Source organism: Bacillus sp. NMTD17 (genome assembly GCF_002998735.1).
Taxonomy (GTDB): domain Bacteria; phylum Bacillota; class Bacilli; order Bacillales; family Bacillaceae; genus Bacillus.
The window spans coordinates 93,077-115,882 of record NZ_PVRH01000003.1 but is presented as its reverse complement, the minus strand read 5'-3'; the positions used below and the strand labels follow the sequence as shown (position 1 = coordinate 115,882).

The 22,806-nt window shown below is 42.2% G+C and carries 32 protein-coding genes and 2 riboswitches; of the genes, 8 read left to right on the top strand and 24 right to left on the bottom strand.

The genetic code is table 11. The features are described 5' to 3' along the window. Nucleotides 1-9: 9 nt before the first annotated feature. From spoIIIAD to C6347_RS10145, 9 genes are all read right to left on the bottom strand, one after another. Nucleotides 10-423, bottom strand: a complete 414-nt coding sequence (spoIIIAD, locus tag C6347_RS10190) for a stage III sporulation protein AD (RefSeq protein ID WP_087978339.1) — start codon at nucleotides 421-423, stop codon at nucleotides 10-12. After that, complete coding sequence (gene spoIIIAC / locus C6347_RS10185) at nucleotides 420-626, bottom strand: stage III sporulation protein AC (protein ID WP_003153142.1); 207 nt, start codon at nucleotides 624-626, stop codon at nucleotides 420-422. Before spoIIIAC ends, spoIIIAD begins: the two co-directional genes overlap by 4 nt. Nucleotides 627-645: 19 nt before the next feature. Then, nucleotides 646-1,161, bottom strand: coding sequence for a stage III sporulation protein SpoIIIAB (gene spoIIIAB, locus C6347_RS10180; protein WP_034661265.1), 516 nt, complete (start codon nucleotides 1,159-1,161; stop codon nucleotides 646-648). Continuing rightward, nucleotides 1,155-2,078, bottom strand: a complete 924-nt coding sequence (spoIIIAA, locus tag C6347_RS10175; protein WP_066030674.1) for a stage III sporulation protein AA — start codon at nucleotides 2,076-2,078, stop codon at nucleotides 1,155-1,157. The genes spoIIIAB and spoIIIAA overlap by 7 nt, the downstream gene beginning before the upstream one ends. 66 nt (nucleotides 2,079-2,144) lie before the next feature. Next, nucleotides 2,145-2,429, bottom strand: coding sequence for a YqhV family protein (locus C6347_RS10170; protein WP_066030673.1), 285 nt, complete (start codon nucleotides 2,427-2,429; stop codon nucleotides 2,145-2,147). Nucleotides 2,430-2,811: 382 nt separating this feature from the next. Continuing rightward, the gene (gene efp / locus C6347_RS10160) at nucleotides 2,812-3,369 is read right to left on the bottom strand and encodes an elongation factor P (RefSeq protein WP_012010541.1); all 558 of its coding nucleotides are present in this window, start codon (nucleotides 3,367-3,369) and stop codon (nucleotides 2,812-2,814) included. Nucleotides 3,370-3,394: 25 nt separating this feature from the next. Then, a complete protein-coding gene (locus C6347_RS10155) occupies nucleotides 3,395-4,456 on the bottom strand; it encodes a M24 family metallopeptidase (protein ID WP_060596826.1) in 1,062 nt (353 codons plus the stop codon). Then, nucleotides 4,453-4,896: a type II 3-dehydroquinate dehydratase gene (aroQ, locus tag C6347_RS10150; RefSeq protein ID WP_003215787.1), complete on the bottom strand. Its 444-nt coding sequence runs from the start codon at nucleotides 4,894-4,896 to the stop codon at nucleotides 4,453-4,455. The genes C6347_RS10155 and aroQ overlap by 4 nt, the downstream gene beginning before the upstream one ends. A 108-nt stretch (nucleotides 4,897-5,004) precedes the next feature. Next, nucleotides 5,005-5,532: a YqhR family membrane protein gene (locus C6347_RS10145; RefSeq protein ID WP_066030670.1), complete on the bottom strand. Its 528-nt coding sequence runs from the start codon at nucleotides 5,530-5,532 to the stop codon at nucleotides 5,005-5,007. A 222-nt stretch (nucleotides 5,533-5,754) separates the two neighbouring features. On the opposite strand from C6347_RS10145, the gene C6347_RS10140 reads away from it, so the two are divergent. Then, a complete protein-coding gene (locus C6347_RS10140; protein ID WP_060596827.1) occupies nucleotides 5,755-6,711 on the top strand; it encodes a DUF1385 domain-containing protein in 957 nt (318 codons plus the stop codon). 38 nt (nucleotides 6,712-6,749) lie between these two features. Then, complete coding sequence (locus C6347_RS10135) at nucleotides 6,750-7,145, top strand: SA1362 family protein (RefSeq protein WP_060596828.1); 396 nt, start codon at nucleotides 6,750-6,752, stop codon at nucleotides 7,143-7,145. On the opposite strand, the gene C6347_RS10130 is transcribed toward C6347_RS10135, so the two are convergent. The 3 genes from C6347_RS10130 to C6347_RS10120 all read right to left on the bottom strand — a co-directional run bounded on the left by C6347_RS10130 (nucleotide 7,142) and on the right by C6347_RS10120 (nucleotide 9,682). Then, nucleotides 7,142-8,017: a patatin-like phospholipase family protein gene (locus C6347_RS10130; RefSeq protein ID WP_060596829.1), complete on the bottom strand. Its 876-nt coding sequence runs from the start codon at nucleotides 8,015-8,017 to the stop codon at nucleotides 7,142-7,144. The two genes, C6347_RS10135 and C6347_RS10130, sit on opposite strands and share 4 nt — an antisense overlap. A gap of 308 nt (nucleotides 8,018-8,325) precedes the next feature. Continuing rightward, nucleotides 8,326-8,760 carry a transcriptional regulator MntR gene (gene mntR, locus C6347_RS10125; RefSeq protein ID WP_003215946.1) on the bottom strand — a complete coding sequence of 145 codons (435 nt, stop codon included), beginning with the start codon at nucleotides 8,758-8,760 and terminating at the stop codon, nucleotides 8,326-8,328. An 85-nt stretch (nucleotides 8,761-8,845) separates the two neighbouring features. Beyond that, on the bottom strand, nucleotides 8,846-9,682 hold the full coding sequence (locus C6347_RS10120) for a lipoate--protein ligase family protein (RefSeq protein WP_003216009.1): 837 nt from the start codon (nucleotides 9,680-9,682) through the stop codon (nucleotides 8,846-8,848). 220 nt (nucleotides 9,683-9,902) lie between these two features. Between C6347_RS10120 and C6347_RS10115 the strand changes: the two genes are divergently transcribed. Beyond that, entirely contained in the window at nucleotides 9,903-10,283 is a 381-nt protein-coding gene (locus C6347_RS10115; protein ID WP_024718853.1) for a rhodanese-like domain-containing protein, read from the top strand. Nucleotides 10,284-10,327: 44 nt separating this feature from the next. Here the strand turns inward: C6347_RS10115 and gcvPB are convergent, their stop codons facing one another. Genes gcvPB through gcvT form a run of 3 tightly spaced genes read right to left on the bottom strand, consistent with a single transcriptional unit; the run spans nucleotide 10,328 to nucleotide 14,238 of the window. Further along, complete coding sequence (gene gcvPB / locus C6347_RS10110; protein ID WP_060596830.1) at nucleotides 10,328-11,785, bottom strand: aminomethyl-transferring glycine dehydrogenase subunit GcvPB; 1,458 nt, start codon at nucleotides 11,783-11,785, stop codon at nucleotides 10,328-10,330. Continuing rightward, nucleotides 11,778-13,124, bottom strand: coding sequence for an aminomethyl-transferring glycine dehydrogenase subunit GcvPA (gcvPA, locus tag C6347_RS10105; protein WP_106071629.1), 1,347 nt, complete (start codon nucleotides 13,122-13,124; stop codon nucleotides 11,778-11,780). The genes gcvPB and gcvPA overlap by 8 nt, the downstream gene beginning before the upstream one ends. 16 nt (nucleotides 13,125-13,140) lie before the next feature. Then, entirely contained in the window at nucleotides 13,141-14,238 is a 1,098-nt protein-coding gene (gene gcvT, locus C6347_RS10100) for a glycine cleavage system aminomethyltransferase GcvT (RefSeq protein ID WP_060596832.1), read from the bottom strand. 104 nt (nucleotides 14,239-14,342) lie between these two features. Then, nucleotides 14,343-14,438, bottom strand: a riboswitch (glycine riboswitch). Nucleotides 14,439-14,441: 3 nt separating this feature from the next. Next, a riboswitch (glycine riboswitch) is annotated at nucleotides 14,442-14,549 on the bottom strand. 250 nt (nucleotides 14,550-14,799) lie between these two features. On the opposite strand from gcvT, the gene C6347_RS10095 reads away from it, so the two are divergent. The 4 genes from C6347_RS10095 to sinR all read left to right on the top strand — a co-directional run bounded on the left by C6347_RS10095 (nucleotide 14,800) and on the right by sinR (nucleotide 17,998). After that, on the top strand, nucleotides 14,800-16,470 hold the full coding sequence (locus C6347_RS10095; RefSeq protein ID WP_060596833.1) for a DEAD/DEAH box helicase: 1,671 nt from the start codon (nucleotides 14,800-14,802) through the stop codon (nucleotides 16,468-16,470). A gap of 14 nt (nucleotides 16,471-16,484) precedes the next feature. Then, on the top strand, nucleotides 16,485-17,282 hold the full coding sequence (locus tag C6347_RS10090; RefSeq protein ID WP_034661279.1) for a YqhG family protein: 798 nt from the start codon (nucleotides 16,485-16,487) through the stop codon (nucleotides 17,280-17,282). A 182-nt stretch (nucleotides 17,283-17,464) separates the two neighbouring features. Then, the gene (locus C6347_RS10085; protein ID WP_106031001.1) at nucleotides 17,465-17,629 is read left to right on the top strand and encodes an anti-repressor SinI family protein; all 165 of its coding nucleotides are present in this window, start codon (nucleotides 17,465-17,467) and stop codon (nucleotides 17,627-17,629) included. A 33-nt stretch (nucleotides 17,630-17,662) separates the two neighbouring features. Beyond that, nucleotides 17,663-17,998 carry a transcriptional regulator SinR gene (sinR, locus tag C6347_RS10080; RefSeq protein ID WP_095285385.1) on the top strand — a complete coding sequence of 112 codons (336 nt, stop codon included), beginning with the start codon at nucleotides 17,663-17,665 and terminating at the stop codon, nucleotides 17,996-17,998. Nucleotides 17,999-18,065: 67 nt separating this feature from the next. On the opposite strand, the gene tasA is transcribed toward sinR, so the two are convergent. Genes tasA through tapA form a run of 3 tightly spaced genes read right to left on the bottom strand, consistent with a single transcriptional unit; the run spans nucleotide 18,066 to nucleotide 20,078 of the window. After that, on the bottom strand, nucleotides 18,066-18,866 hold the full coding sequence (gene tasA / locus C6347_RS10075; RefSeq protein WP_106071628.1) for a biofilm matrix protein TasA: 801 nt from the start codon (nucleotides 18,864-18,866) through the stop codon (nucleotides 18,066-18,068). Between the two features lie 57 nt (nucleotides 18,867-18,923). Then, complete coding sequence (gene sipW / locus C6347_RS10070; RefSeq protein WP_066031752.1) at nucleotides 18,924-19,496, bottom strand: signal peptidase I SipW; 573 nt, start codon at nucleotides 19,494-19,496, stop codon at nucleotides 18,924-18,926. Nucleotides 19,497-19,547: 51 nt separating this feature from the next. Next, nucleotides 19,548-20,078, bottom strand: a complete 531-nt coding sequence (gene tapA / locus C6347_RS10065) for an amyloid fiber anchoring/assembly protein TapA (protein WP_106071627.1) — start codon at nucleotides 20,076-20,078, stop codon at nucleotides 19,548-19,550. 299 nt (nucleotides 20,079-20,377) lie between these two features. Here tapA and C6347_RS10060 point away from each other — a divergent pair, with 299 nt between their 5' ends. After that, nucleotides 20,378-20,656, top strand: coding sequence for a DUF3889 domain-containing protein (locus tag C6347_RS10060; protein ID WP_223251449.1), 279 nt, complete (start codon nucleotides 20,378-20,380; stop codon nucleotides 20,654-20,656). A 33-nt stretch (nucleotides 20,657-20,689) separates the two neighbouring features. On the opposite strand, the gene C6347_RS10055 is transcribed toward C6347_RS10060, so the two are convergent. From C6347_RS10055 to comGC, 6 genes are read right to left on the bottom strand one after another with little or no spacing between them, the layout of a single operon-like run. Continuing rightward, nucleotides 20,690-20,884 (bottom strand): YqzE family protein, encoded by a 195-nt coding sequence (locus tag C6347_RS10055; protein ID WP_024718846.1) that lies wholly within the window; start codon nucleotides 20,882-20,884, stop codon nucleotides 20,690-20,692. A gap of 58 nt (nucleotides 20,885-20,942) precedes the next feature. Beyond that, on the bottom strand, nucleotides 20,943-21,326 hold the full coding sequence (locus C6347_RS10050) for a competence type IV pilus minor pilin ComGG (RefSeq protein ID WP_034661288.1): 384 nt from the start codon (nucleotides 21,324-21,326) through the stop codon (nucleotides 20,943-20,945). After that, nucleotides 21,323-21,823: a competence type IV pilus minor pilin ComGF gene (gene comGF / locus C6347_RS10045; protein WP_034661289.1), complete on the bottom strand. Its 501-nt coding sequence runs from the start codon at nucleotides 21,821-21,823 to the stop codon at nucleotides 21,323-21,325. Before comGF ends, C6347_RS10050 begins: the two co-directional genes overlap by 4 nt. After that, nucleotides 21,762-22,079: a competence type IV pilus minor pilin ComGE gene (gene comGE / locus C6347_RS10040; RefSeq protein WP_034661291.1), complete on the bottom strand. Its 318-nt coding sequence runs from the start codon at nucleotides 22,077-22,079 to the stop codon at nucleotides 21,762-21,764. Before comGE ends, comGF begins: the two co-directional genes overlap by 62 nt. Beyond that, nucleotides 22,063-22,509, bottom strand: a complete 447-nt coding sequence (gene comGD, locus C6347_RS10035) for a competence type IV pilus minor pilin ComGD (RefSeq protein WP_066030666.1) — start codon at nucleotides 22,507-22,509, stop codon at nucleotides 22,063-22,065. The genes comGE and comGD overlap by 17 nt, the downstream gene beginning before the upstream one ends. After that, nucleotides 22,502-22,795 carry a competence type IV pilus major pilin ComGC gene (comGC, locus tag C6347_RS10030; RefSeq protein ID WP_003217322.1) on the bottom strand — a complete coding sequence of 98 codons (294 nt, stop codon included), beginning with the start codon at nucleotides 22,793-22,795 and terminating at the stop codon, nucleotides 22,502-22,504. Before comGC ends, comGD begins: the two co-directional genes overlap by 8 nt. Nucleotides 22,796-22,806 lie beyond the last annotated feature (11 nt).

The following is a 22,806-nucleotide window of genomic DNA, read 5'->3' as shown; positions in this document are numbered from 1 at the left end:
TCTTTTCAATTACGTCATGGACGGGATCATACCTAAGATGGTCTCAATGATGACTGTTAAAATAGGGACTGCCATGACCAAGATGAGAATTTTGCCGCCAAGCTCTATTTTTGATGCAATGGCGCCTTGTCCAGCATCTTTTGTCAGCTGGGCGCCGAATTCTGCAATATAGGCAATGCCAATAATTTTTAAAATGGTTTCAACATACTTCATATTGACGCCGGCGCTTGCCGCAATTTTTTCAATCATCGAGATAATGGCATAGATTTGATCAATTAAATAAAGAAAAATCACACATCCTGTAAAAACAACAAGCATAAAGGCGAAGGTCGGCTTTTGTTCTTTGACGATTAATGCTAAAAAAGTAGCGATTAAACCAAGTCCAACAATTTGTATGATTTCGATTTGTAAGCCCTCCCCTATCCTTGAAATAGAAATACGGCTTTAATCTTTTTAAACAAATCATCTACAATGGTTGCCACCATAAACAAAATGTAGATAAACCCAAGCAGCGTGACCCACTGAGCGTACTCCTTTTTCCCCATTTGATCTAAAATCGTATGGAGGAATGCCACAACGATGCCTACTCCCGCAATTTGAAAAATGACGTTTACATCAACGCCCATGCTCTCGACTCCCTTCCTCTCACATCAATAAAAGAATCAGTAGTAATCCGCTTAAAAATCCGAGGCTTCTGACCATTTTTTCATTTTTTGCTTGGGCGATTTCAGCTTCCTTCTCCTCCGATTCCAAATGACCTAAAGCAAGCTTGATATACTTTTGCTGAGAAGTGACATCATGCTGACCAAGTGTTTCTCCAAAGTGCTTCAGTGCCTCATATTCGCCTTTTTTCAAAACGGTTTTTTTCCAAACATCCTCAAGACTCTCATTCCATGCATGCCGTGCCGAAAAAGTTCCGACTTTGAGTTTTTCTGCAAATTGTTCAAATAACCGATTCACAGGAGGACCTACTTGCGACGCAATTTGCTCTGCAGCCCGCGCTAGAGGCGTTTGCCCATACATAATTTCAGCTTCAAGAGACTGGAGCGCAAACCGAAGCTGCCGAATTTGTTTCGGCCGATCGCTATATCGTTTGGCAAACTCGAACCCTCCCCAAGTCGTAGCCGCGACAATCAAGATAGCGCCAATGAGCTTTAACATACGTCCACTCCCCGCCTCCATTTCATCTCTTGTCCGTCTTGGTCATATATCCGCCTAATCGTGCCGGGACCATTCTTGCGATTTAATTCAACATATCGTTCAAATACTCGAAGCTCCCATAACGGCTTCAATGATGGACGTTTATACACATCTTCAAGTGAATAGCCATGAACTGAGACGATAATGGTGACTCCGGCATGAATCGCTTCTAAAAGTGCCTGTACATCCTCGCTTTTTCCGATTTCATCGACAATCATGACCTCTGGACTCATAGACCGAATCATCATCATCAAACCTTCAGCCTTTGGACACGCATCGAGCACATCAACCCGGTGTCCAAACTGGTGCTGCGGCACCCCTCTTATACACCCAGCGATTTCGGAACGCTCATCTATAATGCCTGTTTTTTTAGGAGGAATTGCTTTTGTGCCAGTACTAGCCAGTCTTGCTACATCCCGCAATAATGTCGTTTTCCCTGTTTGCGGTGGACCGATGATGAGTGTATTGCACCAGTGCTCGTCATATAAATAAGGAAGAAAGGGAAGCGCAATCCCGATTTTTTCTTTTGCGATGCGGATATTAAATGAAGAGATATCTCTTAATCCTTTGACAATGCCGTTTTCAACGATCACCTTTCCTGCAATTCCCACCCGGTGTCCGCCAGATATGGTGATGTAGCCTTGCTTTAGCTCCTCTTCAAGTGTGTACATGCTGTAATTGCTCAGCCTGCCTAATAGCTGAGACGCATCTTCTCCTGTTGTGCGATAAGAAAGAAAGCGCGGTTTTCCTCTTTGCATCAATTCAATAGGACGATCCGTGCGAATGCGGATTTCTTCTATTTGATCCCATTCTGCTTCTTTTAGCAGTCTAAGTTCTTGTCCAATCGAGTGCGGGAGAATATCCAACAAACTCCGCAACGAATTCCCCTCCTTTTTTTCTTCTCTAAAATGTATGATGGGAGCCGTTAATTATGCCAAGCCGTTTCACTTATAGATCCCAACAAGAATAAACACGACACCAATGAAAATAAAGACGAGCTTGGCATAGGATAACTGCCCTGCAATTTGATAGATTCCAATCGTCATCGTGATAATAAAAATGAGCGGCCCAATGATCGCCAATATACTATTGATGACAACCGCTTTTCGAACGTCATTTGTGACTAAAATGAGGATGGCGGCCGTCAGTTCAATCGCTGCCGATAAGAACCTCATGCCGGCCATTGCAGCTACTGACGGATGGATGCCTGGGAAAAGAAATGGTTTCATATAGAACCTCCAGCTTTTTTTACACTATATGCTTGTCTAGATGGAAGTAGTCTTGTTTTTCAGAAAGGAAAAGAGATGAATGAGAGAATTGAGAGAAGGTCTGCCTTTTGAGGAGTCTTACATGTTTTACAATAAAAAAAGACTGTAAACACGACGTTTACAGTCAAAGCGTGTAGACAAACCCTCGCATTCGGTGTCAGTCCTGCGCGCCGATGCTCACGAATGGCAAATTCGCTCCGCTTCGGTGCTCGTCCTTCCTAGACTTCAAAGGTTTTCTATCACGCTGAAAAGAAGACAAAGGGCTAAAATAAACGTCATTTTAGCCCTTTGTCAACAATCTAAAAAGACTGTAAACACGAGGTTTACAGTCTTTCTTCGTTCATTACGCTCTTGACACGTATGAACCGTCTGATGTATTAATGACTAGTTTATCTCCTTGGTTCACAAAGAAAGGAACGTTGACGATTAAACCAGTTTCAGTTTTTGCAGGTTTTGAGCCGCCTGATGTTGTGTCACCTTTAATACCAGGCTCTGTTTCTACTACTTCTAGTTCTACCGTGTTTGGAAGTTCTACTCCAAGTGTTTCAGCACCGTACATCACAATTTGAACTGACATATTTTCTAGCAAATATTTCAGCTCATCTTTAATTTGTGTTTCACTTAGTTCAAGCTGCTCATAAGAACTTGTATCCATGAAGACATGCTGGTCGCCATTTGCGTACAAGTACTGCATTGTTTTTGTTTCAATTTGAGCTTTCGCTACTTTTTCGCCTGCACGGAATGTTTTTTCTTGAATGGCACCAGTACGCAGGTTACGCAGTTTCGAACGAACAAACGCTGCGCCTTTCCCTGGCTTTACGTGTTGGAAATCCACTACACGCCAAATACCGCCGTCCACTTCAATTGTCAGGCCTGTACGAAAATCGTTTACTGAAATCATTTTGTCATCCTCCTACATTTCACCATCATAATATGATAAGTTCTTTCGGTGAGTGGGTCAATCGTTTATTGCCGTCAGCTGTCAGGACAATATCATCCTCAATTCTCACGCCGCCGACATCCGGCAAGTAAATTCCCGGCTCAACTGTCACGACCATTCCTTCTTCTAAGACGACCTCTGATCGTGAGGAAAGGCCTGGCGCTTCATGTACTTCCATCCCTAGCCCGTGGCCAGTTGAATGCCCGAAGTATTGACCATAGCCATACTTTTCAATGATGTCACGTGTGATGCGATCAGCTTCTTTTCCTGTTAAGCCTGGCTTGATTCTATCCACACCAGCGTTTTCTGCTTCTAATACGATATGATAAATTTCCTTTAGCTTATCGCTCGGTGTGCCGACAGCAATCGTTCTTGTCATATCAGAACAATAACCTTTATAGTAAGCACCAAAATCGAGTGTGACTAAATCACCAGATTCAATCACCTTTTCACTCGCTCTTCCGTGCGGCAGGCTTGAACGAACACCTGAGGCGACAATCATATCGAATGAAGATCCTTCAGCGCCTTCTTTTCTCATGAAAAATTCAAGCTCGTTCATGACAGCAATTTCCGTCAAGCCCGGCTTGATGTAAGTGAGAATATGATCAAAGGCGTGATCTGCAATCTTCGCAGCTTCCTCTAATATCTTAATCTCTTCACTAGACTTAATCAAGCGCAACTTTTCAACTGATTCTGAGACCGGAACAAGCTCTATATCGCCTGCTTTATCTGCATACTGCTGGTACGTGGCAAATGTCATATGATGTTGTTCAAACCCAAGGCGTTTTATCCCAAATTCCTTTGCCGTTTGGGCTGCGGTTTCCACGATGTTTCCTTTATGTTCAATAATGTCGTAGCCTTTTACTTGGTCCTTCGCTTGCTCTGTATAACGAAAATCCGTGATAAAAGCTGCCTGGTCCTTTGAAACAACTGCAAGACCGGCTGAGCCAGTAAAGCTGGTCATGTACTGTAAATTAAAGCTGCTCGTAATGACAAGACCATCGATCTCTAATTCAGATAAAAGTGTTCTTAACTTTTCAAGTTTCATGATACTGCTCCCCCTTCACTCACTAAATAACGAATCGCCAATTTATACCCTTCTAAACCAAGACCAACGATTTGCCCTTGGCATACTGGAGCAAGTACAGAATGATGGCGGAATTCCTCTCTCTTATGAACGTTTGAGATATGTACTTCGACGACGGATAAAGAAATACTTGCAATGGCATCTCTCAGCGCATAGCTGTAGTGTGTAAAAGCACCCGGGTTAAACACGACTCCATCGTACTGATCTTCTGCCTCGTGGAGCGCATCAATCAAATCCCCTTCGTGATTCGATTGAAAGAACGTTAACTGGATATTGGCTCTTTCTGCAAACTGGAACAAATCCGTTTCTAAATCTGTCAGCGTCTTACTTCCGTAAACAGCCGGCTCTCTTTTGCCAAGCCTATTTAAATTGGGCCCATTCAGCACAAGAAAATGAGGCATACAACCACTCCTTCACCCTAATTCAATCTATATCGAGATCTGTTTCTTTTTCATTAGAAACCTTTCGTTTCCAAAAATATTTTATCATATGAATAGGTGATTTACACTTTATTCTGTCTTTTTCCCGAGTGCCCTTGCAAGCTTCTGACTCGTTAATTCATTATATTCAAACGAAATACTGTACCCGACAAACATGCCATATAAAATATATAGGCAAAATGTCGTGACGATGGTGCTTTGCTGCAAATCTTGGACTTGCTTTACATCTGGGAAAATCGGATTAAATACGTAAAAAACGAGCAGCCATAAAAGCGCGCCATATATCAGCCCCATCCAATAGCCTTTGATTCGTTTTAAAACCCCATAATAAATAAAGGCTGCTCCAATCGATAAAACCCCTAAAAGCACAATACTAATAAAAGTGCCAAGTCCTCCCTTTTTCCACTCTCCGAGCACAAAAGGCTGAAGGAGCATATTGGGACTCACCTCTGAGAAATGAAACATATGGGTCAGAAACCCGATAAAGCCCCAAAAAACACCGCCAACAAAGCCTGTCGCAGCTGCTCTTGCCCACAGCGATGACGTTTGTACAGCCTGATTTGTCTCTTCTTGGTTTTTCTTTTCATCACGTTTCATTTGTGAACACCTCCAGCAAGTAGTATGTCCAAAATGTCATAAAAAAAAGGATTTCCATACGTGAGTGTAAAATTTTTATAACAGGGTATACTGGCTAAAAAGAGGTAGATAGAATTCTAGTAGATAATCGACTTGTGCGCTAGTGATTTCCCCTCATTTCCTGTACAATAAAGGTATAAGGAAATGCATGTAAATTACAGGAAACAGGCAGGTTGATGAAATATGTCCAATCAAACAAAACGTCCAGCATATGGAGGGCAGGCAGTTGTCGAAGGTGTCATGTTTGGAGGTAAAAAGAACTATGTGACAGCGATTCGGCGAAAGGATCAGTCCATTGAGTTTTTGAAGCTTCCCCGGACCTCCAATAAACGAACCGCCTTTCTCAAGAAAATCCCCTTTGTCAGGGGTGTTGCTGCACTTGTTGAAGCAAGCGCAAATGGCAGTAAGCACTTGAACTTCTCCAGCGAGCGCTATGACTTAGATCCTTCAGAAGATCATACTCTTGAAAAAGAACAAAAAAGCTCGAAATTATCCATGATTTTCGGCATTGCTGTAATCGGAGTTCTCTCTCTTCTCTTTAGTAAATTTGTCTTTACCCTAGTACCTGTCTTTTTAGCTGAACTGGTGCGGCCCGTCTTTTCAGGGAATTTCGCACAAATCGCAGTGGAAACATTCTTTAAACTGGTCCTGTTATTAGGCTACATTTACTTTATTTCCATGACCCCTTTAATTAAAAGGGTATTTCAATATCATGGCGCAGAACATAAAGTCATAAACTGCTATGAACAGAATCTTGACATCACAGTGGAAAATGTACAAAAACAATCACGGCTGCATTATCGATGCGGTAGCAGCTTTATTTTATTCACTGTCATTGTCGGAATGTTCGTCTATTTACTCGTACCGACAGATCCTTTATGGGTGAGAGTTCTGAATCGCTTGGCGCTCATTCCGGTTGTTCTGGGCATTTCATTTGAAGTGCTTCAGCTCACGAACAAACTCCGAGAAGTGCCTGTGCTTAAAGTGCTTGGCTATCCTGGCCTTTGGCTGCAATTGCTCACAACAAAAGAACCCTCTGACGATCAAGTCGAGGTAGCCATTGCAAGTTTTAATGAACTTCTTCGTTTAGAGGAAGCGTCTGAGAAACAAGCATCAGATTCTGCTCATCAAGTGATCTAACTTATAAATCCGGTAAATTCCTTCGGAGGTGGACAGTTATGAATCGCCGAGTACATCCTGCTTTTACCATTATTTTCGCTTTAGGTGTTTTGGGATTTGTGTATTTACTCACAACGAATCCAGGCAGACTTTTTACAATGCTGCTATCAGTTGTGATCATTGGAGCGGCTCTATTTTTCCTATTTAGATGGCTGATGAATCGAAGAACTGGAACAGAGGGCAATCTTTATCGTAAAGCAGTCAAACAATCAAAACGTCGCTACCAGCAGCCTAAACCAAAAACGAAAAGCCAGATGAAAAATCGGGTCACTCATTTGCGAAGCGTGCCGACTGACCACAAGTCTAAGCCCGTCCTTCTCAAAAAGAAAAGCCAAACACAGTTAACTGTGATTGAAGGCAAGAAAAACAAAAAGAAAAATCGCGCTTTGTTTTAAAATGTCCAGCTTTTTAAAAATTGCTCGGCTTTCTGTCTGCCTAGATCGACAAGCGCCTTTTTCTTTTCTGTCTTCAGATGAAAATCAGTGGCAATGACGTGTTCTACAGGAATAAAAATAACATGACGTTCGTGTTTTGTGGCAATGTGTCTTTCGTCATGAGCACCACGCATCGTTTCAAAAAGAGCGCCAAACAGTTCAAACGCATTGCGGATGGAGTGTTGAGGGCGTTCTTTTTCGTTTGGGGTTAATGTGACACCGACGAACGGTCTTTTTTTCTCTTCCGCAAACAACCAAATTGGAAAATTGCTAAGCACTCCTCCATCCACAATGGTACAAATGCCTTTTGATGACCTTAGTTTGACAGGCTCGAAAAAATACGGCAGGCTGCAACTCATCCGAATCGCCCTTGCAACGGAAAAGCGCTCTGGATTTAAGCCGTATGAAGGAAGGTCGTCTGGCAGCACGAGGATTTTCCCATTTGTTAAATCGGAGGCAACAATTTTCAGCGAATCTTTTTTAAGATCTCCAAATACGGTGACCCCTTTTCGTTTTAAAACGTCTGTCAGCCATTTTTCCAGCCGGTCGCCTTTGTACAGACCGAGGCGCCAGTAAATGGATACCCACCTGAGCATTTGAAACGGAATGAATTGGCATCTCCTGTCAAGCAAGTGATGTTCCTCCATTTCATCTAAAAGCTCCCGAATCTCCTGACTAGTAAAACCTGCTGCGATGAATGAAGCAATGATCGCTCCAGCACTTGTACCAGCAAGGCGGACAAATTGATATCCTCTCGCTTCAAGCGCTTCATAGGCACCCGCAAGTGCTGCCCCTTTAATGCCTCCACCTGAGAACACACCATCTATCTTCATCAAGGAGCCCCCTTTGATATCACGCTATTAATAGTGTAAGAGCATATGCTTTCAATTAGAACTTTAATCAAAAAGGACACCCATGCTGAGGGTGTCCTTTCAGCGCGCGGACAAACCCTCGCATTCGGTGTCAGGTCTGCGCTCCGGTGCTCACGAATGTCAAATTCGCTCCGCTCCGGTACTCGTCCTTCCTAGACTGCAAAGGTTTTCAAATCACGCTGAAAAGAAGACAGAGGGCTAAAATAAAAATCATTTTAGCCCTTTGTCAACAATATGAAAGAACACCCTTGCTAAGGGTGTCCTTTTTCTTAAGATTCTTGATTTGTTTGTTCGTTTTTCTTTTGAATCGCTTTCAGCTGAACAGATCGCTCGTCGTTTTCTTCAAAGAATTGAACGAGATCGCCGATGCGGTCAATGCTGTTCCAGCTGAGATGATGTTCAATGCCTTCTACATCATCATAAATTTTCTCTTCATCTACACCAATGATTCTTAAAAATTGCTCTAGCAGTTCATGTCTGTATACGAGACGTTTTCCAATTTTTTTGCCTTTCGGGGTTAAAATTAGACCACGATACTTCTCATAAATGAGGTATTCATCTTTATCTAGCTTCTGAACCATTTTTGTTACAGAGGAGGGATGGACAGCAAGTGCTTCTGCAATATCAGAGACTCTGGCATATCCTTTTTCTTCTATCAGCATATATATTTGTTCAATGTAATCTTCCATACTAGGTGTAGTCATAAAACCCCTCCATAATGCACCTTTACTTAATAATCATAACAATTCTACACCATCGCCCATTAAAAAACAAGGAGTGTCCACTGTCTTAGCGCTTGTAATTCCACTCGTCTGAGGCATATTTCGTTTTGGCGAGATGATGGACAAACGCTAATTCTTCATCTGTCAGCTCATAAGGCACAAGCTCAATATTTAACCCTTTTTCAAATCCTCGTTTAAACGCAACACGCGCATCGTCTATTGTACAAGTTCGGTCTGAGATTTCATTGATGGCGACCGCTTTGTTTTTAAAGCTCCGCTGCATCCGCTCTCTCACACGGTCGTTTGGATAAAGAAATAAATCGAACAATTTGTCCTCATCAAGGTCAATTAAGATGGAGCCGTGCTGGAGGATCACTCCTTTTTGTCTCGTTTGAGCACTGCCTGCTACCTTTCTGCCTTCTACGACAAGCTCATACCAGGAAGGAGCATCGAAGCATACAGACGACCTTGGATTTTTTAAGCTTTCTTTTTCTTTATCTGTACGAGGAATGGCAAAATATGCATCGAGTCCCAGTTCTTTAAAGCCCTCTAAAATGCCTTCTGAAATGACGCGGTATGCCTCTGTCACCGTCGCTGGCATTTCTGGATGTTCCTCTGACACAATCACGCTGTAGGTCAGCTCCTGATCATGAAGAACCCCCCGCCCTCCAGTTGGTCTGCGGACAAACCCAAGACCATAGCGCTCGACTGCTTCCATGTTGATTTCCTTTTCAACATGCTGAAAATACCCAACAGACAATGTCGCCGGATTCCATCCATAAAAACGGATGACAGGCGGGATGAGCTTCTCACTATGCCAATAAAGCAAGGCTTCATCCATTGCCATGTTAAAGGCAGGGTCTTGATTTCCTGTATCAATGAAACACCATTTCTCTTTTTGCATATAAAAATCCCTTCTCTTTTACGTAGTCAATGTTAGATGATGGTGATGGCCACCGGTTTTCTCTCTTCATCAGTCTATCAAATAGGGAACGAATTGAAAATAATTCTTACCATTTATGATGACAAGTTTCTTTTGCTTTACTATAATAGTATTTGTCTAAAACGTACCATCAGACAGGCTACTGTGCTGATGCTCAAGAAGGAGTCGAGTTGTATTGTCAATATTCAACTATATCGTCCTCTCACTTTGTGGACTTTTCGTTCTTTATTCCATCGGCAGCTACATTTATCAGCAGCGCATTATGAAAACGCTGACGGAAGCAGAATTTATTAAAGGTTACCGCAAAGCTCAACTCATTGATGTGAGAGAGCCAAATGAGTTTGAAGGCGGACATATTTTAGGGGCAAGAAACATCCCCCTTTCCCAGCTAAAGCAGCGCAAAAATGAAATTCGTCCTGACAAGCCTGTTTATCTCTATTGCCAAAACAATTTAAGAAGCGGAAAAGCAGCTCAAACTTTACGTAAAAACGGCTGTCGTGAGATTTATAATTTAAAAGGCGGCTTTAAAAAATGGGGCGGCCGCATCAAAACGAAGAACTAACAAAAAAGACTCTGGGAGCGTGATCCCCCTGAGTCTTTTTTTCTTTATCTTTCAAAAACGAGGACTGGATTCCGCGCGGCCTTTGTTTCGTCCATTCGTTTGACGACCGTCGTATGCGGCGCTTCCTGTACCACTTCTGGATTCTCTTCTGCTTCTTTGGCAATCTGAATCATCGCTTCGATAAAGGCATCAAGAGTTTCTTTTGATTCTGTTTCAGTTGGTTCAATCATGATACATTCCTCTACATTGAGCGGGAAGTAGATCGTTGGCGGATGATAGCCAAAATCAAGTAATCGTTTGGCAATATCGAGTGTCCGCACACCTAATTTTTTCTGACGTTTACCTGAAAGAACAAATTCATGCTTACAGTGACGGTCAAATGGCAAATCGAAATGAGCACTTAAGCGGCGCATCATATAGTTCGCATTTAACACGGCATTATCCGTTACAGCCTTTAGGCCGTCTGGACCCATAGAGCGAATGTACGCATATGCTCTGACGTTAATGCCAAAGTTGCCATAGAACGGCTTCACGCGGCCAATTGATTCTGGTCGATCATCATCAAAGTAAAAGCGGCCTTCCTTCTTCACAAGCACCGGCTTTGGCAAGTATGGGATCAAATCCTTTTTGACGCCTACAGGACCTGAACCAGGGCCTCCGCCTCCATGTGGACCTGTAAAGGTTTTATGGAGATTTAAGTGAACGACGTCAAACCCCATATCCCCCGGTCTTGCTCTGCTTAAAACGGCATTCAAGTTGGCTCCGTCATAATAAAGCTTACCGCCAGCTCCATGAACGATTTCAGCCATTTCTAAAATATTTTCTTCGAATAGACCGAGTGTATTCGGATTCGTCAGCATTAAAGCAGCTGTTTCTTCATTGACAACACGGCGCAGGTCCTCTAAATCAACAAGCCCATTCGCATCAGATGCGACGGTAATGGTTTCAAATCCGGCCACTGTCGCAGATGCCGGGTTCGTTCCATGGGCAGAATCAGGCACAATGACCTTTGTTCGCTTATGGTCTCCTCTTGCTTCATGGTACGCACGGATCATCATGAGTCCTGTCCATTCCCCGTGTGCTCCTGCCGCAGGCTGTAATGTCACAGCGTCCATCCCCGTAATTTCTTCAAGATGATCACCCAGGTCGTAGAGTAACTCTAATGCACCTTGTACAGTGTCTGCCTCCTGTAGTGGATGGACTTGCGCGAAGCCTGCAAGGCGTGCGACCTTTTCATTAATCTTCGGATTATATTTCATCGTACAAGAGCCAAGAGGATAAAATCCGGAATCGACCCCATGATTACGTCTTGATAATGCTGTATAATGACGCATGATATCAAGCTCAGATACTTCAGGAAGCTCAGCATCCTCATGACGGATATACGTGTCATCAAATAAAGACGGGATCTCCTGTTCAGGTACATCTAAATCAGGCAGGCTATAACCAATTCTTCCTTCTTTGGATAATTCAAAAATAAGCGGCTGATCTTGTTTATTCATGGCGATCCCCCAATTCCTTAATGAACGTATCAATTTCTTCTTTCGTTCTTAGCTCTGTTACGGCGACAAGCATGTGATGTTGAAGCTCTGGGTAGTCTATCCCTAAGTCATAGCCGCCGATGATTCCTTTTTCAAGCAATCGTTTATTGGCTTCTTTCACAGGCTCTTGTAATTTGATCACAAATTCATTAAAATGGGCCCCTTCTACATCAGCAAGCAGTCCATATGTTTGAGCCTGCGTCTTAGCATAGTGCGCTTTTTGCACGTTTTGATAGGCGATTTCTTTGATGCCTGTTTTTCCGAGTGCTGTCATGGCAACGGAAGCGGCTAATGCATTTAATGCCTGATTCGAACAAATATTGGACGTCGCTTTATCTCTCCGAATATGCTGCTCACGCGCTTGAAGGGTCAGCACAAACCCACGAACACCATTTTCGTCTTCTGTCTGCCCGACTAAACGACCTGGCACTTTTCGCATCAACTTTTTCGTCACAGCAAAATATCCGCAATGCGGCCCGCCAAACGCTGCTGGAATGCCAAACGGCTGTGCATCACCAACGACAATGTCTGCCCCAAGTTTACCTGGCGGCGTCAGTAACCCGAGTGCAAGCGGATTACTTGAGACAATGAACAGACTTTTTCCTTTATGCGCAATAGGTTCAATGTCTTTTAACGGTTCGACGACACCAAAGAAGTTTGGATATTGCACAAGAACTGCTGCTGTATCGTCACAGACGGCCTTCTCTAATGCTGCTAGATCCGTCTGCCCTTTTTTTGCAGGCACTTCAACAACTTCGATGTGCTGTCCTTTGGCGTATGTTTTTAGCACTGCTCTTGATTCAGGGTGAACCGTTTCAGAAACAACCACTTTTTTCTTTTTTGTATGTCCCGCAGCCAGCATCGCCGCTTCAGCTAATGCCGTCCCGCCATCATACATCGAGGAGTTAGCAAGATCCATACCCGTCAGCTCAGCAATCATTGTTTGAAATTCAAAAATGGCTTGTAGTTCACCTTGCGAAATCTCCGGCTGATAAGGTGTGTAGGCTGTATAAAATTCGGAACGTGAGATGACATGATCAACAATGACAGGCTGGTAATGATCATATACACCGGCACCAAGAAACGATGCATAGGAAACCGTATCCTTATTCTTTGCAGCTAATCGGGATAATTCCCTTACAAGCTCTGTTTCAGATGCGGCTTCTTTAATGTTGTATGCTCCTTTAAATCTCACTTTTTCTGGGATATCTGAAAAAAGCTCATCAATCGACTGAACGCCGATGACATCCAGCATTTCTTTTTGATCTTGCTCTGTTTGCGGCAGATACCTGTGCTTCATCCTCTATTCCCCCTCATTATTTGGCTCTTTTATAAAATGGTGTCGAGACGATTTTAGCTTTTAGACGTTTTTTGCGAACTTGTACTTCCACCTCTGCCTGAAGCTGCGCCTGAGAAGATTCGATCAAAGCAAGCCCGACATTTTTCTTTAGTGTTGGGGATTGTGTGCCGGTTGTGACAACCCCAATCTGCTTTTCTCCTGAAAAGACCGGATAGTCTGTGCGCGGAATCCCTTTATCGATCATTTCAATGCCGACAAGCTTTCGCTTCGCTCCCTCTTCTTTTTGCTGTTTGAGCGCTTCTTTGCCAATAAAATTGGCTTCTTTATCCGTTTTGACAGCAAAGCCAATCCCGCCTTCTAATGGAGAGATATCCTTTGTCAGCTCCTGGCCATAAAGCGGAAGTCTTGCTTCAAATCTTAAGGTGTCACGTGCACCGAGCCCGCACGGTATTAACCCTTTTGGCTCGCCTGCTTCTAATAAAGCCGACCAGATGTGGACCGCATCTTCTGACTGGCAGTAGATTTCAAAGCCGTCCTCCCCTGTGTAGCCCGTTCTCGAAACAAGCACTTCTTTTTGAGCGACCTCAGCTTTTGATAAAAATGTAAATGGCTTGAGAGATGTCACCTCTTCATCCGCCACATCTTTCATAATGTCAGCAGCAAGAGGTCCTTGAAGTGCTAGCAAGGCGATTTGATCAGAGACATTTTGGATCAATACGTCGTTCTCACCTTGGTGCTGAAGCAGCCAATCCACATCTTTTTCAATATTTGATGCATTAATGACAAGCAGATAATTGTTCTTTTCTTTTTGATAGACGAGCAGATCATCCACCGTCCCGCCATCTTCATAGCACATGGCTGTATATAGTGCCTTACCGTCTGTCAGCTTAGACACATCATTGGTTAATAACCTTTGTAAAAAAGGAAGGGCATCTTGACCTTTGATTTCCACCTCACCCATGTGAGACACATCAAAAAGCCCTGCTTTTGTTCGAACAGCTTCATGTTCTTCTTTAATGGAAGAAAATTGGACAGGTAATTCCCAGCCCCCGAAGTCAATGGTTTTTGCGCCAAACGTTTCATACGCATGAAAAAGCGGTGTTCGTTTCAACATCAATCGTTTCCCCCTTTTTTCTTTCAGTGCAGATCACAAGCTGAATTTTCAGAAAAAAATCGCAGCAAAAAAGGACAGAGCGCTCCCTTTTATCAAAAAGAAGTCTCTGTCCTTGCACCTGAAAGTTTACAGCACAACAGCATTGTGCGTTTTCCCCTTTGGTGGTTTGCTAAAAATCGATGAGCAAACACTCTCCAGAGTTGCGTCCGGTAAGAGTACTTTTGCCTGAGAGATTCACTGAAACGATTCAGCTTGCTCCTTCGGCGCCTGCCAGTGCTAAATAACCGCCAAGTCTCTCCCCATACCATCATCCGCTCATATTCTTCACATTTATTGGACATACTATCAAAATGGGTGACTTATTTTCTAGATCACTTACCAACATCCTACCATTAGAAACGGATGAAGAGCAACAGAAAAATCATTAACATTTTTTAAACAAACATTCACTATCGTTCGCTTTTATTCATATATCTAGTCTTTTAAAGACCTCTTAAAAAATGAAGCGTTTAAATACAGAACAATTTTATCATTAACCTATTAGAAAGGCAGGCGATCACATTGAATATTCAAACGATTTTTGATCAGGAATGGGCAAGTGAATTTCAGCAGCGGCTTGCAGCAGACGGCCCCTGGGCGAACTGGGAAATGTACCGTTTAGCGACGCAGGTTCAAAAAGTCACAGCCATTGATTCATTTGAAGGACTGCAAGCTCCCGCGCACCTGCCTGCATTCACGCCTTTAAAACATCAGCTTGAAGTAGCCAGAAGAGTCGTAGAAGAGATGAACGGAAAAGCCATTTTAGCAGATGAAGTGGGACTTGGAAAAACCGTAGAAGCAGGACTCATTATCAAAGAATACATGATTCGTGGACTTGCAAAAAAAATTCTCATACTTGTCCCCGCCTCCCTTGTGTCTCAATGGGTACAGGAGCTGCGGACGAAATTTTACATTGATGCTGTTGAACAAAAAAAGAGCTACGTGTGGGAGCAGTGTGACGTCGTGGTTTCCTCCATTGATACAGCCAAAAGACAGCCGCATCGAGACACCATTTTATCAATTGCCTACGATATGGTCATTATTGATGAAGCACACAAACTGAAAAACAATAAAACGAAAAACTATGAATTTGTGAGAAATCTAAATAAAAAATTCTGCCTGCTGCTGACAGCGACACCTATCCAAAACCGTATCGGAGAAATATTTAATCTCGTTTCCCTTCTGAAGCCAGGCCACCTCGGGAATGAACATCAGTTTAAAGATGTCTTTGCCAAAAAGGATTTACAGCTTGAAGACCACGACCGATTAAAACAGCTTGTGAATAAAGTGATGATTCGTAACCGAAGGCAAGACACGGGCATCGAGTGGACAAAACGGCATGTCAAAACGATTTCCATTGATTTCTCTCCAACGGAACAAGCTTTATATGATGAAATCTGCAAGCTGAAAGAGAACCCGTCTTATACAAAGCACATGTTTTCCATCATGACCTTGGAACGTGAATGCTGTTCAAGCCGCGAGGCGGTCTATATGACGATTAAAAAAATGCAGGAAGATGAAAAACATATCCTTGGATCTTCTGCTATAGCGCAAATTATGGAGAAAATCAATCAAGTTCAGCAAAACACAAAGGCGCTTGAAGTCGTCAAGCTTATTCAGCAGTTAAATGAAAAGGTCATTATTTTCACCGAATACCGCGCGACACAAATATATTTACAATGGTTTCTTCAGCAAAATGGCATCAGCTCCGTTCCTTTTCGAGGCGGCTTTAAGCGGGGCAAAAAAGATTGGATGAAAGATTTATTTAGAGAACGGGCGCAAGTGTTAATTGCGACAGAAGCGGGCGGCGAAGGAATCAACCTTCAGTTTTGTAACCAAATCATCAACTACGATCTTCCGTGGAACCCGATGCGTCTAGAACAGCGAATTGGACGTATCCACCGCCTTGGACAAGAGCGAGATGTCCACATTTACAATATGGCAACAAACGGAACCGTTGAGGAACATATCTTAAAGCTTTTATATGAAAAAATTCAGCTGTTTGAAAACGTCATTGGCGATCTAGATGATATTTTAACGCGAATAGATATCAAAGATGCCGAAACAGAACTACATCAGATTCTCTTTCAGCACGAATCAGACGGAGACATGAAAAAGAAATTAACCCAGTTTGCTTCCTATTTATCAGAAGCAAAAACACCACTTTTAGAAAAAAGACAGCAAGGCTCATAAAGGAGAGTTGATCAATGGAGCAGCGTGACATACATACCTTTCTTCTCCGTTTCTTTCAGGCAAATCAATGCGACATACTAGAAGAAAGTGCAGGACATATGACCGTACAACTAACCATCGATATGGATAAATTGATTATGAACCGCCCTTTTTATTGGCACTGGCTTGAAAAAACTGGTGGTGTACCAGAGCCGCGGCAATTGACCCTCATCACCGATCAAAAAAAAGTGGATGATACGATTGAGGGTGAATTTATCCACTTTGGCTCCCCTCGTTTATTTCAAATATTTGAAGCTGTCAAACAGCAGGGCCGTTTTATCCGTCTCTATGAACGAGTCACTCCGCTCACGAACAACCAGATCGCACTCGAGCCATGGCTTGGTCTCAATGTGAAAATTTCTTATCTCGCAGATCGAAAGAAGGATAAACTTTTATCACTAGGACTTCATCTAATACGCGGAGAAGTCGTTGAACAATTTCAAGAAAAGCTGGAAACCCGTGAGCTGTCATCTCAAATTCCCGATTATTGCTTTACAATGAGTACAATGATCAAGCCAGAAAGCGGAGTCAAACGGCTCTATAGTCTAATGGAGCGTTACGCCCATGAGGAACCAGACAATTGGGCGGTGAGAGCTGTTCAAAAATGGAAAGAAGACACTGAACTTTTAAACCAATTTTATGAAGGGACTTCAGACACGTCTGTAGAATATGAAATAGAAAGACAAGCACTTAAAACTTTATACGAACCAAAAATCAGTCTTACGATTGAAAATGGCGGACTTTTTTACTTACAGCAAAAAAGAGGAGGTTGACCCATAGGTCCCCTCCCTTTCATGTGACATACAATTTTCGATCAGCCAAAAGCAACGTTTGTCTGTTTGTATTGGGCGGAAAAATGACGCAAGCAAACTATGAGGTCTTACCACCTGTGTCTTTCCATTTCATGCGTTAAGTGCCTGAAATACATGATTCAGTATTTTAGGAGGGTATTTGTATGGAAAAGAAAACGAACATATTAGACAGTGAATGGATTGAATTATTACTTGAAGCTCGTAAAGCAGGGCTAACAGTTGAAGAAGTCCGTCAATTCCTCAAATCAAGTGAAAAGTCCTCTGAGTCTCACCCTCTGGTAAGAAGTCATTCTATCAAACCTTTCTGAATGTGCTATAATATCGAAAGGAAGGTGATGACATTGATTGGCCAGCGTATTAAACAATACCGCAATGAAAAAGGCTACTCACTATCAGAACTGGCCGAAAAGGCTGGGGTAGCGAAGTCTTATTTAAGCTCAATAGAAAGAAACTTGCAAACAAACCCCTCCATTCAATTTCTTGAAAAAGTCTCCGCTGTTCTGGACGTCTCGGTTCATACACTGTTACACGAAAAAGATGAAACCGAATACGATGGTCAATTAGATAGTGAATGGGAAAAACTAGTTCGAGATGCAATGACATCAGGGGTTTCGAAAAAGCAATTTCGTGAATTTTTAGATTATCAAATCTGGAAAAAAAATCAAGAAGAGGAGTAAAGCGCACATTTTAGCGCATACTCCTCCAATTGCTATGCAGAGCTTGATATCAGTCTAAAGACTGGCTTTATTTTTTATCTTCGCTGTGTGCTTTTTCGTTTTCTTTCACGTAGCCTTTTTCATCCGTATGCTTTTTGGGATTGATCGTTAAACCATTCCACTGAGTCGCTTCGAAGGAAAGATCAATTTGAATCGCATCGCCTTGGTATTTATTTTGGATATAGTGACCAGCTTTATCCTTCGTCTGGTCATTGACAAATTCAATGATCATTTCCATTTTATCGTAATCAAACGGGTTCTTTGGAATGCCGTCATACTCTGGAGCCACTGTTCCATCAACAGTTGCTACATTAATCTTCCCACTTTCATGTAAAAACTTCTCATCGACGGCATGACGAAGCTTTTCAAATGCGGTCTGATCCTGTTTTGACGTTAGTTGATGCAAGTCAAGCAGGTTTGCATGGTCTAAGATAATATTTTTCGGATAACCATTTCCACCTTCGGCTCCAACCGTAAGAACACTCACCTGAAACTGGCTGAGAAATTCTTCAGCTGTATTCTTACCGCCATTCTTCGCGGAAGCTCCGTCTTGAAACTGGCTGTAATCAAGACTCATCAGCACTTGATTGATCGCAAGCGATCCTTTATTTTCAAAATGAAATTCTTTCTTGATCCGATCACCAGGTTTTAAGTTCGCAAGGTTGATGGCGCCGGAGTTCTCTTTTGCTGATAAATCCAGCTCTCCTGTCGAGTAGACCGCGTTTGCCGTTTCTACATCGTTAAACGCCGCCCATGTCCCCCCGCCGATTAATGCAAGGCCTAAAGCCCCTGATAATACACCTAAACGAATTGATCTTTTCTTTGCCATGAATGAACCCCCTAATAAATTGTTTTATTGAAACCTAATTAGGTTACAAACGAAAATTTAAGCTTGTTCCTCTGACATATGTAAATCAGCCGTGTGTCTTCGGTGTTTTGCAGCGCCCACAAAATGAAGAGTGGAATAAACGAGCAGCATCACACCTGGTATAATGAGCAGCAACGCAGTTCCAGCCGAAGTCCCTGCATACGATAGAAGCTTTCCTGCATAAGGAATGTTCACACCCGTATACTGCGCAGCCACCTGATCCGCTTTTACTAGCGTGCCGTCCTGATACATATTGTGGTCACCTTTCGTCTCAAAGGCTTTATTTGCTCCCTTTCCTTTCACCCCAACAATTCGGTGGGTCACATAAGACTGGTCCTGCTTCGTTTGAAACGTGATAATATCTCCTTTTTTAAGCGCCTCCGGTGAAGTCACTTCTTTTACGACAATGAGTGAGCCAGTCGAAAATTCTGGTTCCATTGATCCAGATAATACTTGCTTGAATTGATAACCGAAAATCTGAGGATCTCCCCCAGTAGTTCTTGAAGACAATACGACAATAATACATGCAATCATCACCGTGAACACCACCACATAAAGAATACTTCCAGACATCTTCATCCATTTTTTCATGACCTCTTCTCCCCTTCGCCTATCATTGTTTCCTTTAGAAGACAGTTCCATTTAGGATGCCTTTTTTTCTTGACACTTTGCGAGCTGCATATGTTTAGACCATATGAATGCTTCTTCAGATCCACCAAAACCTTTAGGATAATAGATTTTAAACGCATAGATTCCATTCGTTTTTGCTTTATCTGTCGTGACAGTCGTTGTTTCTTGTGAAAGAAGGGACTGTATAGAGCCTTTTTCAAGAATATGACCATCTTGTAACGGCTTCTGCTCACTTTTTACTTTATGTAATTCCCATTTCCATTCAGAGTGTGCAATAGGTTGTCCACTATTTTTTAATGTCATGCTCAAGCTTTGAGGCGCGCAGACTGTTCCTTTGTTCATCGTTTGATCGATGAGTTCCAAATGACTTCTATCCCATTTGGTAGGCTGACAATGCTGATCCGTCTGTTCAAAATTTTCGCATGTTTTCATGACAAAGTTTGAGTGCTCAACATCGTTAAAAGAAGCGTTCGTTGTTGAGATCAAAAGAGATGTGAAAATCAAACAAATGGTACAAAAGAGTACAAAGAGCGACTGTTTCATTCATTCTCCAACTCCTTGAACGATTGTTCTTTAATAAGAACGATTACATACAGTATAAGGAAATACCTATAAAACCCAAAACGTCAAATTAGTCCATTTTGTTCTTAAACAAGAACTATTACGAGAAAATTCTTCCATTTTCTCATTCTTTCGCCGTATTCAATAATTTTTTGTGTGACATTTGTACTTCTTAAAAATTTACATAAAAGTGCAGCATTTGGTCAGAATAATAACAGGTGAGGTGATGTGAAGTGAAATATGGAAAGATGATAATCATGCTCAGTTTACTGTTGAGCCCTATGATACACGACGCCAATCCTGCTGATGCGAAAGGTTTCACTGCCGCCGCAGATCAATGGGAAACACGGGCAGTCAAAGAAGCAAAGAAACGATATCCGCTGGCACAAGTCTTATTCAAACAAAAAGTATGGGACCGTCATCGTGAGAAGGAATCTGTGAAACAGTATCATATTACGTTAAAAGACCACGCCAAAGAATTTGGGGTATTTGTCACTATTTCTTATAACCCTTACTCAAACAAGGTCAATAAAGTGATAGTTGTGGAAGAATACAGCTAAAGGGGCATAAAAAAACCGCCTGCTGGCGGCTTTTTACTTTCGTCGATGTCGCTGACGTTTTTTTAACATCATTGAAAACCCAAACGGCAGAACCCCAAATAAACGCTGTGAAAATGGCGGTTTCGTTTCCATTTTCTCTTGTTTATGTTCCTTCCGTTCGTCACGTGGTGTATTCATATATTTAATGATTTCCTGTGTCATATATTTTACATAGTCATTGGTTTTCAACACATTCACCTCTTCTTTCTTCAAGTGTTACCTAGAAGAGGATCATTTTATACACTGGCTATTCAGGGTTTGCCCATTTCATGATTTCACGGGTCTTCCAATCCAGCACCAGTTCCCGCTCATCTGATAAACCATCCTTTGTTTTCACACTGACTAACATGAGGATACGCTTTTTCTTTTGATCGCATGTCATCTGCTTCAATGTCACGCGGCCTTCTTCAGTGTCAATATGGGTATGCTGCTTTTCACACAAACGATGTAATGTACGGGCAGCTTCACTCGCCCCCACCCTGAAAAGCTGCTGTTTTTTATAAAAAGAAATCGTCAGCTCTGCACTTCTCAGCTCTTTTTGAAACCCTATCGTCATTGATCCTAGGATCAAGAGAAAAAATAGAATCGCAGCTAGTACATGCGGATAGATAAATCCTCCTTCTCTTTTCACGATGTAGGAACCACCCCTTTATATATGAAAAAAACGGCTTCATACACCTTACCAGATTCATCTGTGACTTTCAGGATGGCTCTATATTGATTCGTTCTGACACGAAATTCTTTCACCTTTTGCAATAAAGGAAGATGGCCTGCTTGATCCATTCGCTTCCGAAGCATCTCTTGATATGGCTCAATCGTTACCACTCGCCCTTGATCAGATACATACTCTAACGCTTTACCTCCTTGCACCGATCTAACAGCCGTTGCACGGCTTAATTCCTCATCTAATTGCAGGACAGTCTGTTTCCACTCCATTTGTGAAAATCGGTTAATCTCTTCAAAAGGACGGGCTTTCTCAGCTGTAGAAAAGATTAGTACACAGCCAAAAGAAAGGAACAAAAATAGCTGTAATTGCCACAAAGCCTGGACAAGGGTAAAACCTTGTTCACCGTTCAGCAACATGGTGAAAGCATATGGTCTGCTTTTTTTGTATTTTGTATGATACACATCCCTTCTCTTTACTCCAATTGAATACATATGTGACGTCGCCTCGTTTCTTTTTGACAGAAGGTTTTGTACCATCTATGAACGATTCATTCATCTGTTCATGCAAGATTTGGTAAGCTTCAAGTTTGGCTCTTACTTCATTTTTCCCTATCATGATTTTTTCATAGGCTGGCATGAGCACAAGGGCTGCAAATAGGAAGATATGACAAGCAAACAGCGCCTCAATCGTACTAAACCCTCTATTGTTTTTGAACATGGATTCGCCCGCTTCCTAAATAGATCGTGAGTTTATACGTTTGACTGCCAAATTGAATGATGAGAGACCCGCCGCTGCTTGGATGTCCGTTTACATTAAAATAGATACCTTGTGGAAATGTAGAAGCCTTAATGCTTCCCTTTTGTTGCTGAAAAGAAGTAATGACTTCGCCATCCTTTTGATCGATTACCTGATACGATACATGTGGCGGATGGAATTCAACATACACACGTGTTTTTTTGATAAATGCAGTATAAGCAGCCAATTGAAAATCTTGTTTCATGATGTTCACTTGTCTTTTGGCTTCAGCGCCTTCTATTAAATTTGGGATTTTTCCTCCTATGATCGACAATAGAATCGATAGAACAAGTAAGATCATTAGCTGTTCAATGAGGGTAAAACCCTTCTCATGAAAAATCAATTTATTCATGCTTCACATGGCCGTTTTGAATGACAATCGCTTTTCCATTAGGACACGTTAATCCCTTTTTGACATAGCCTTCTTTTTCTAATTCAGCTAAAGATGGTGTCTTGCCATCATGCTCTAATTCATATGCCATCACCTGTGTGCTCACCATTGATTTAAGCCCTTCACAGCCCTTTGCTTGAATCGTTTGGTGGTGACGAGTGATATTCGGAATGGTAATAAGTAAAAGAATCGAAATCACGAGCATGACAATTAACATTTCTAACAGGGTAAATCCTTTATCATTCATGTCTTTGTCCT

What these genes read in the sequence shown, in the direction of transcription:
- spoIIIAC (WP_003153142.1), bottom strand. Translation starts at nt 626, where the DNA reads ATGGGCGTTGATGTAAACGTCATTTTTCAAATTGCGGGAGTAGGCATC.
- spoIIIAB (WP_034661265.1), bottom strand. Translation starts at nt 1,161, where the DNA reads ATGTTAAAGCTCATTGGCGCTATCTTGATTGTCGCGGCTACGACTTGG.
- C6347_RS10170 (WP_066030673.1), bottom strand. Translation starts at nt 2,429, where the DNA reads ATGAAACCATTTCTTTTCCCAGGCATCCATCCGTCAGTAGCTGCAATG.
- efp (WP_012010541.1), bottom strand. Translation starts at nt 3,369, where the DNA reads ATGATTTCAGTAAACGATTTTCGTACAGGCCTGACAATTGAAGTGGAC.
- C6347_RS10155 (WP_060596826.1), bottom strand. Translation starts at nt 4,456, where the DNA reads ATGAAACTTGAAAAGTTAAGAACACTTTTATCTGAATTAGAGATCGAT.
- aroQ (WP_003215787.1), bottom strand. Translation starts at nt 4,896, where the DNA reads ATGCCTCATTTTCTTGTGCTGAATGGGCCCAATTTAAATAGGCTTGGC.
- C6347_RS10145 (WP_066030670.1), bottom strand. Translation starts at nt 5,532, where the DNA reads ATGAAACGTGATGAAAAGAAAAACCAAGAAGAGACAAATCAGGCTGTA.
- C6347_RS10140 (WP_060596827.1), top strand. Translation starts at nt 5,755, where the DNA reads ATGTCCAATCAAACAAAACGTCCAGCATATGGAGGGCAGGCAGTTGTC.
- C6347_RS10135 (WP_060596828.1), top strand. Translation starts at nt 6,750, where the DNA reads ATGAATCGCCGAGTACATCCTGCTTTTACCATTATTTTCGCTTTAGGT.
- C6347_RS10130 (WP_060596829.1), bottom strand. Translation starts at nt 8,017, where the DNA reads ATGAAGATAGATGGTGTGTTCTCAGGTGGAGGCATTAAAGGGGCAGCA.
- mntR (WP_003215946.1), bottom strand. Translation starts at nt 8,760, where the DNA reads ATGACTACACCTAGTATGGAAGATTACATTGAACAAATATATATGCTG.
- C6347_RS10120 (WP_003216009.1), bottom strand. Translation starts at nt 9,682, where the DNA reads ATGCAAAAAGAGAAATGGTGTTTCATTGATACAGGAAATCAAGACCCT.
- gcvPB (WP_060596830.1), bottom strand. Translation starts at nt 11,785, where the DNA reads ATGAATAAACAAGATCAGCCGCTTATTTTTGAATTATCCAAAGAAGGA.
- gcvPA (WP_106071629.1), bottom strand. Translation starts at nt 13,124, where the DNA reads ATGAAGCACAGGTATCTGCCGCAAACAGAGCAAGATCAAAAAGAAATG.
- gcvT (WP_060596832.1), bottom strand. Translation starts at nt 14,238, where the DNA reads ATGTTGAAACGAACACCGCTTTTTCATGCGTATGAAACGTTTGGCGCA.
- C6347_RS10090 (WP_034661279.1), top strand. Translation starts at nt 16,485, where the DNA reads ATGGAGCAGCGTGACATACATACCTTTCTTCTCCGTTTCTTTCAGGCA.
- C6347_RS10085 (WP_106031001.1), top strand. Translation starts at nt 17,465, where the DNA reads ATGGAAAAGAAAACGAACATATTAGACAGTGAATGGATTGAATTATTA.
- tasA (WP_106071628.1), bottom strand. Translation starts at nt 18,866, where the DNA reads ATGGCAAAGAAAAGATCAATTCGTTTAGGTGTATTATCAGGGGCTTTA.
- sipW (WP_066031752.1), bottom strand. Translation starts at nt 19,496, where the DNA reads ATGAAAAAATGGATGAAGATGTCTGGAAGTATTCTTTATGTGGTGGTG.
- tapA (WP_106071627.1), bottom strand. Translation starts at nt 20,078, where the DNA reads ATGAAACAGTCGCTCTTTGTACTCTTTTGTACCATTTGTTTGATTTTC.
- C6347_RS10060 (WP_223251449.1), top strand. Translation starts at nt 20,378, where the DNA reads ATGATACACGACGCCAATCCTGCTGATGCGAAAGGTTTCACTGCCGCC.
- comGE (WP_034661291.1), bottom strand. Translation starts at nt 22,079, where the DNA reads ATGTTCAAAAACAATAGAGGGTTTAGTACGATTGAGGCGCTGTTTGCT.
- comGD (WP_066030666.1), bottom strand. Translation starts at nt 22,509, where the DNA reads ATGAATAAATTGATTTTTCATGAGAAGGGTTTTACCCTCATTGAACAG.
- comGC (WP_003217322.1), bottom strand. Translation starts at nt 22,795, where the DNA reads ATGAATGATAAAGGATTTACCCTGTTAGAAATGTTAATTGTCATGCTC.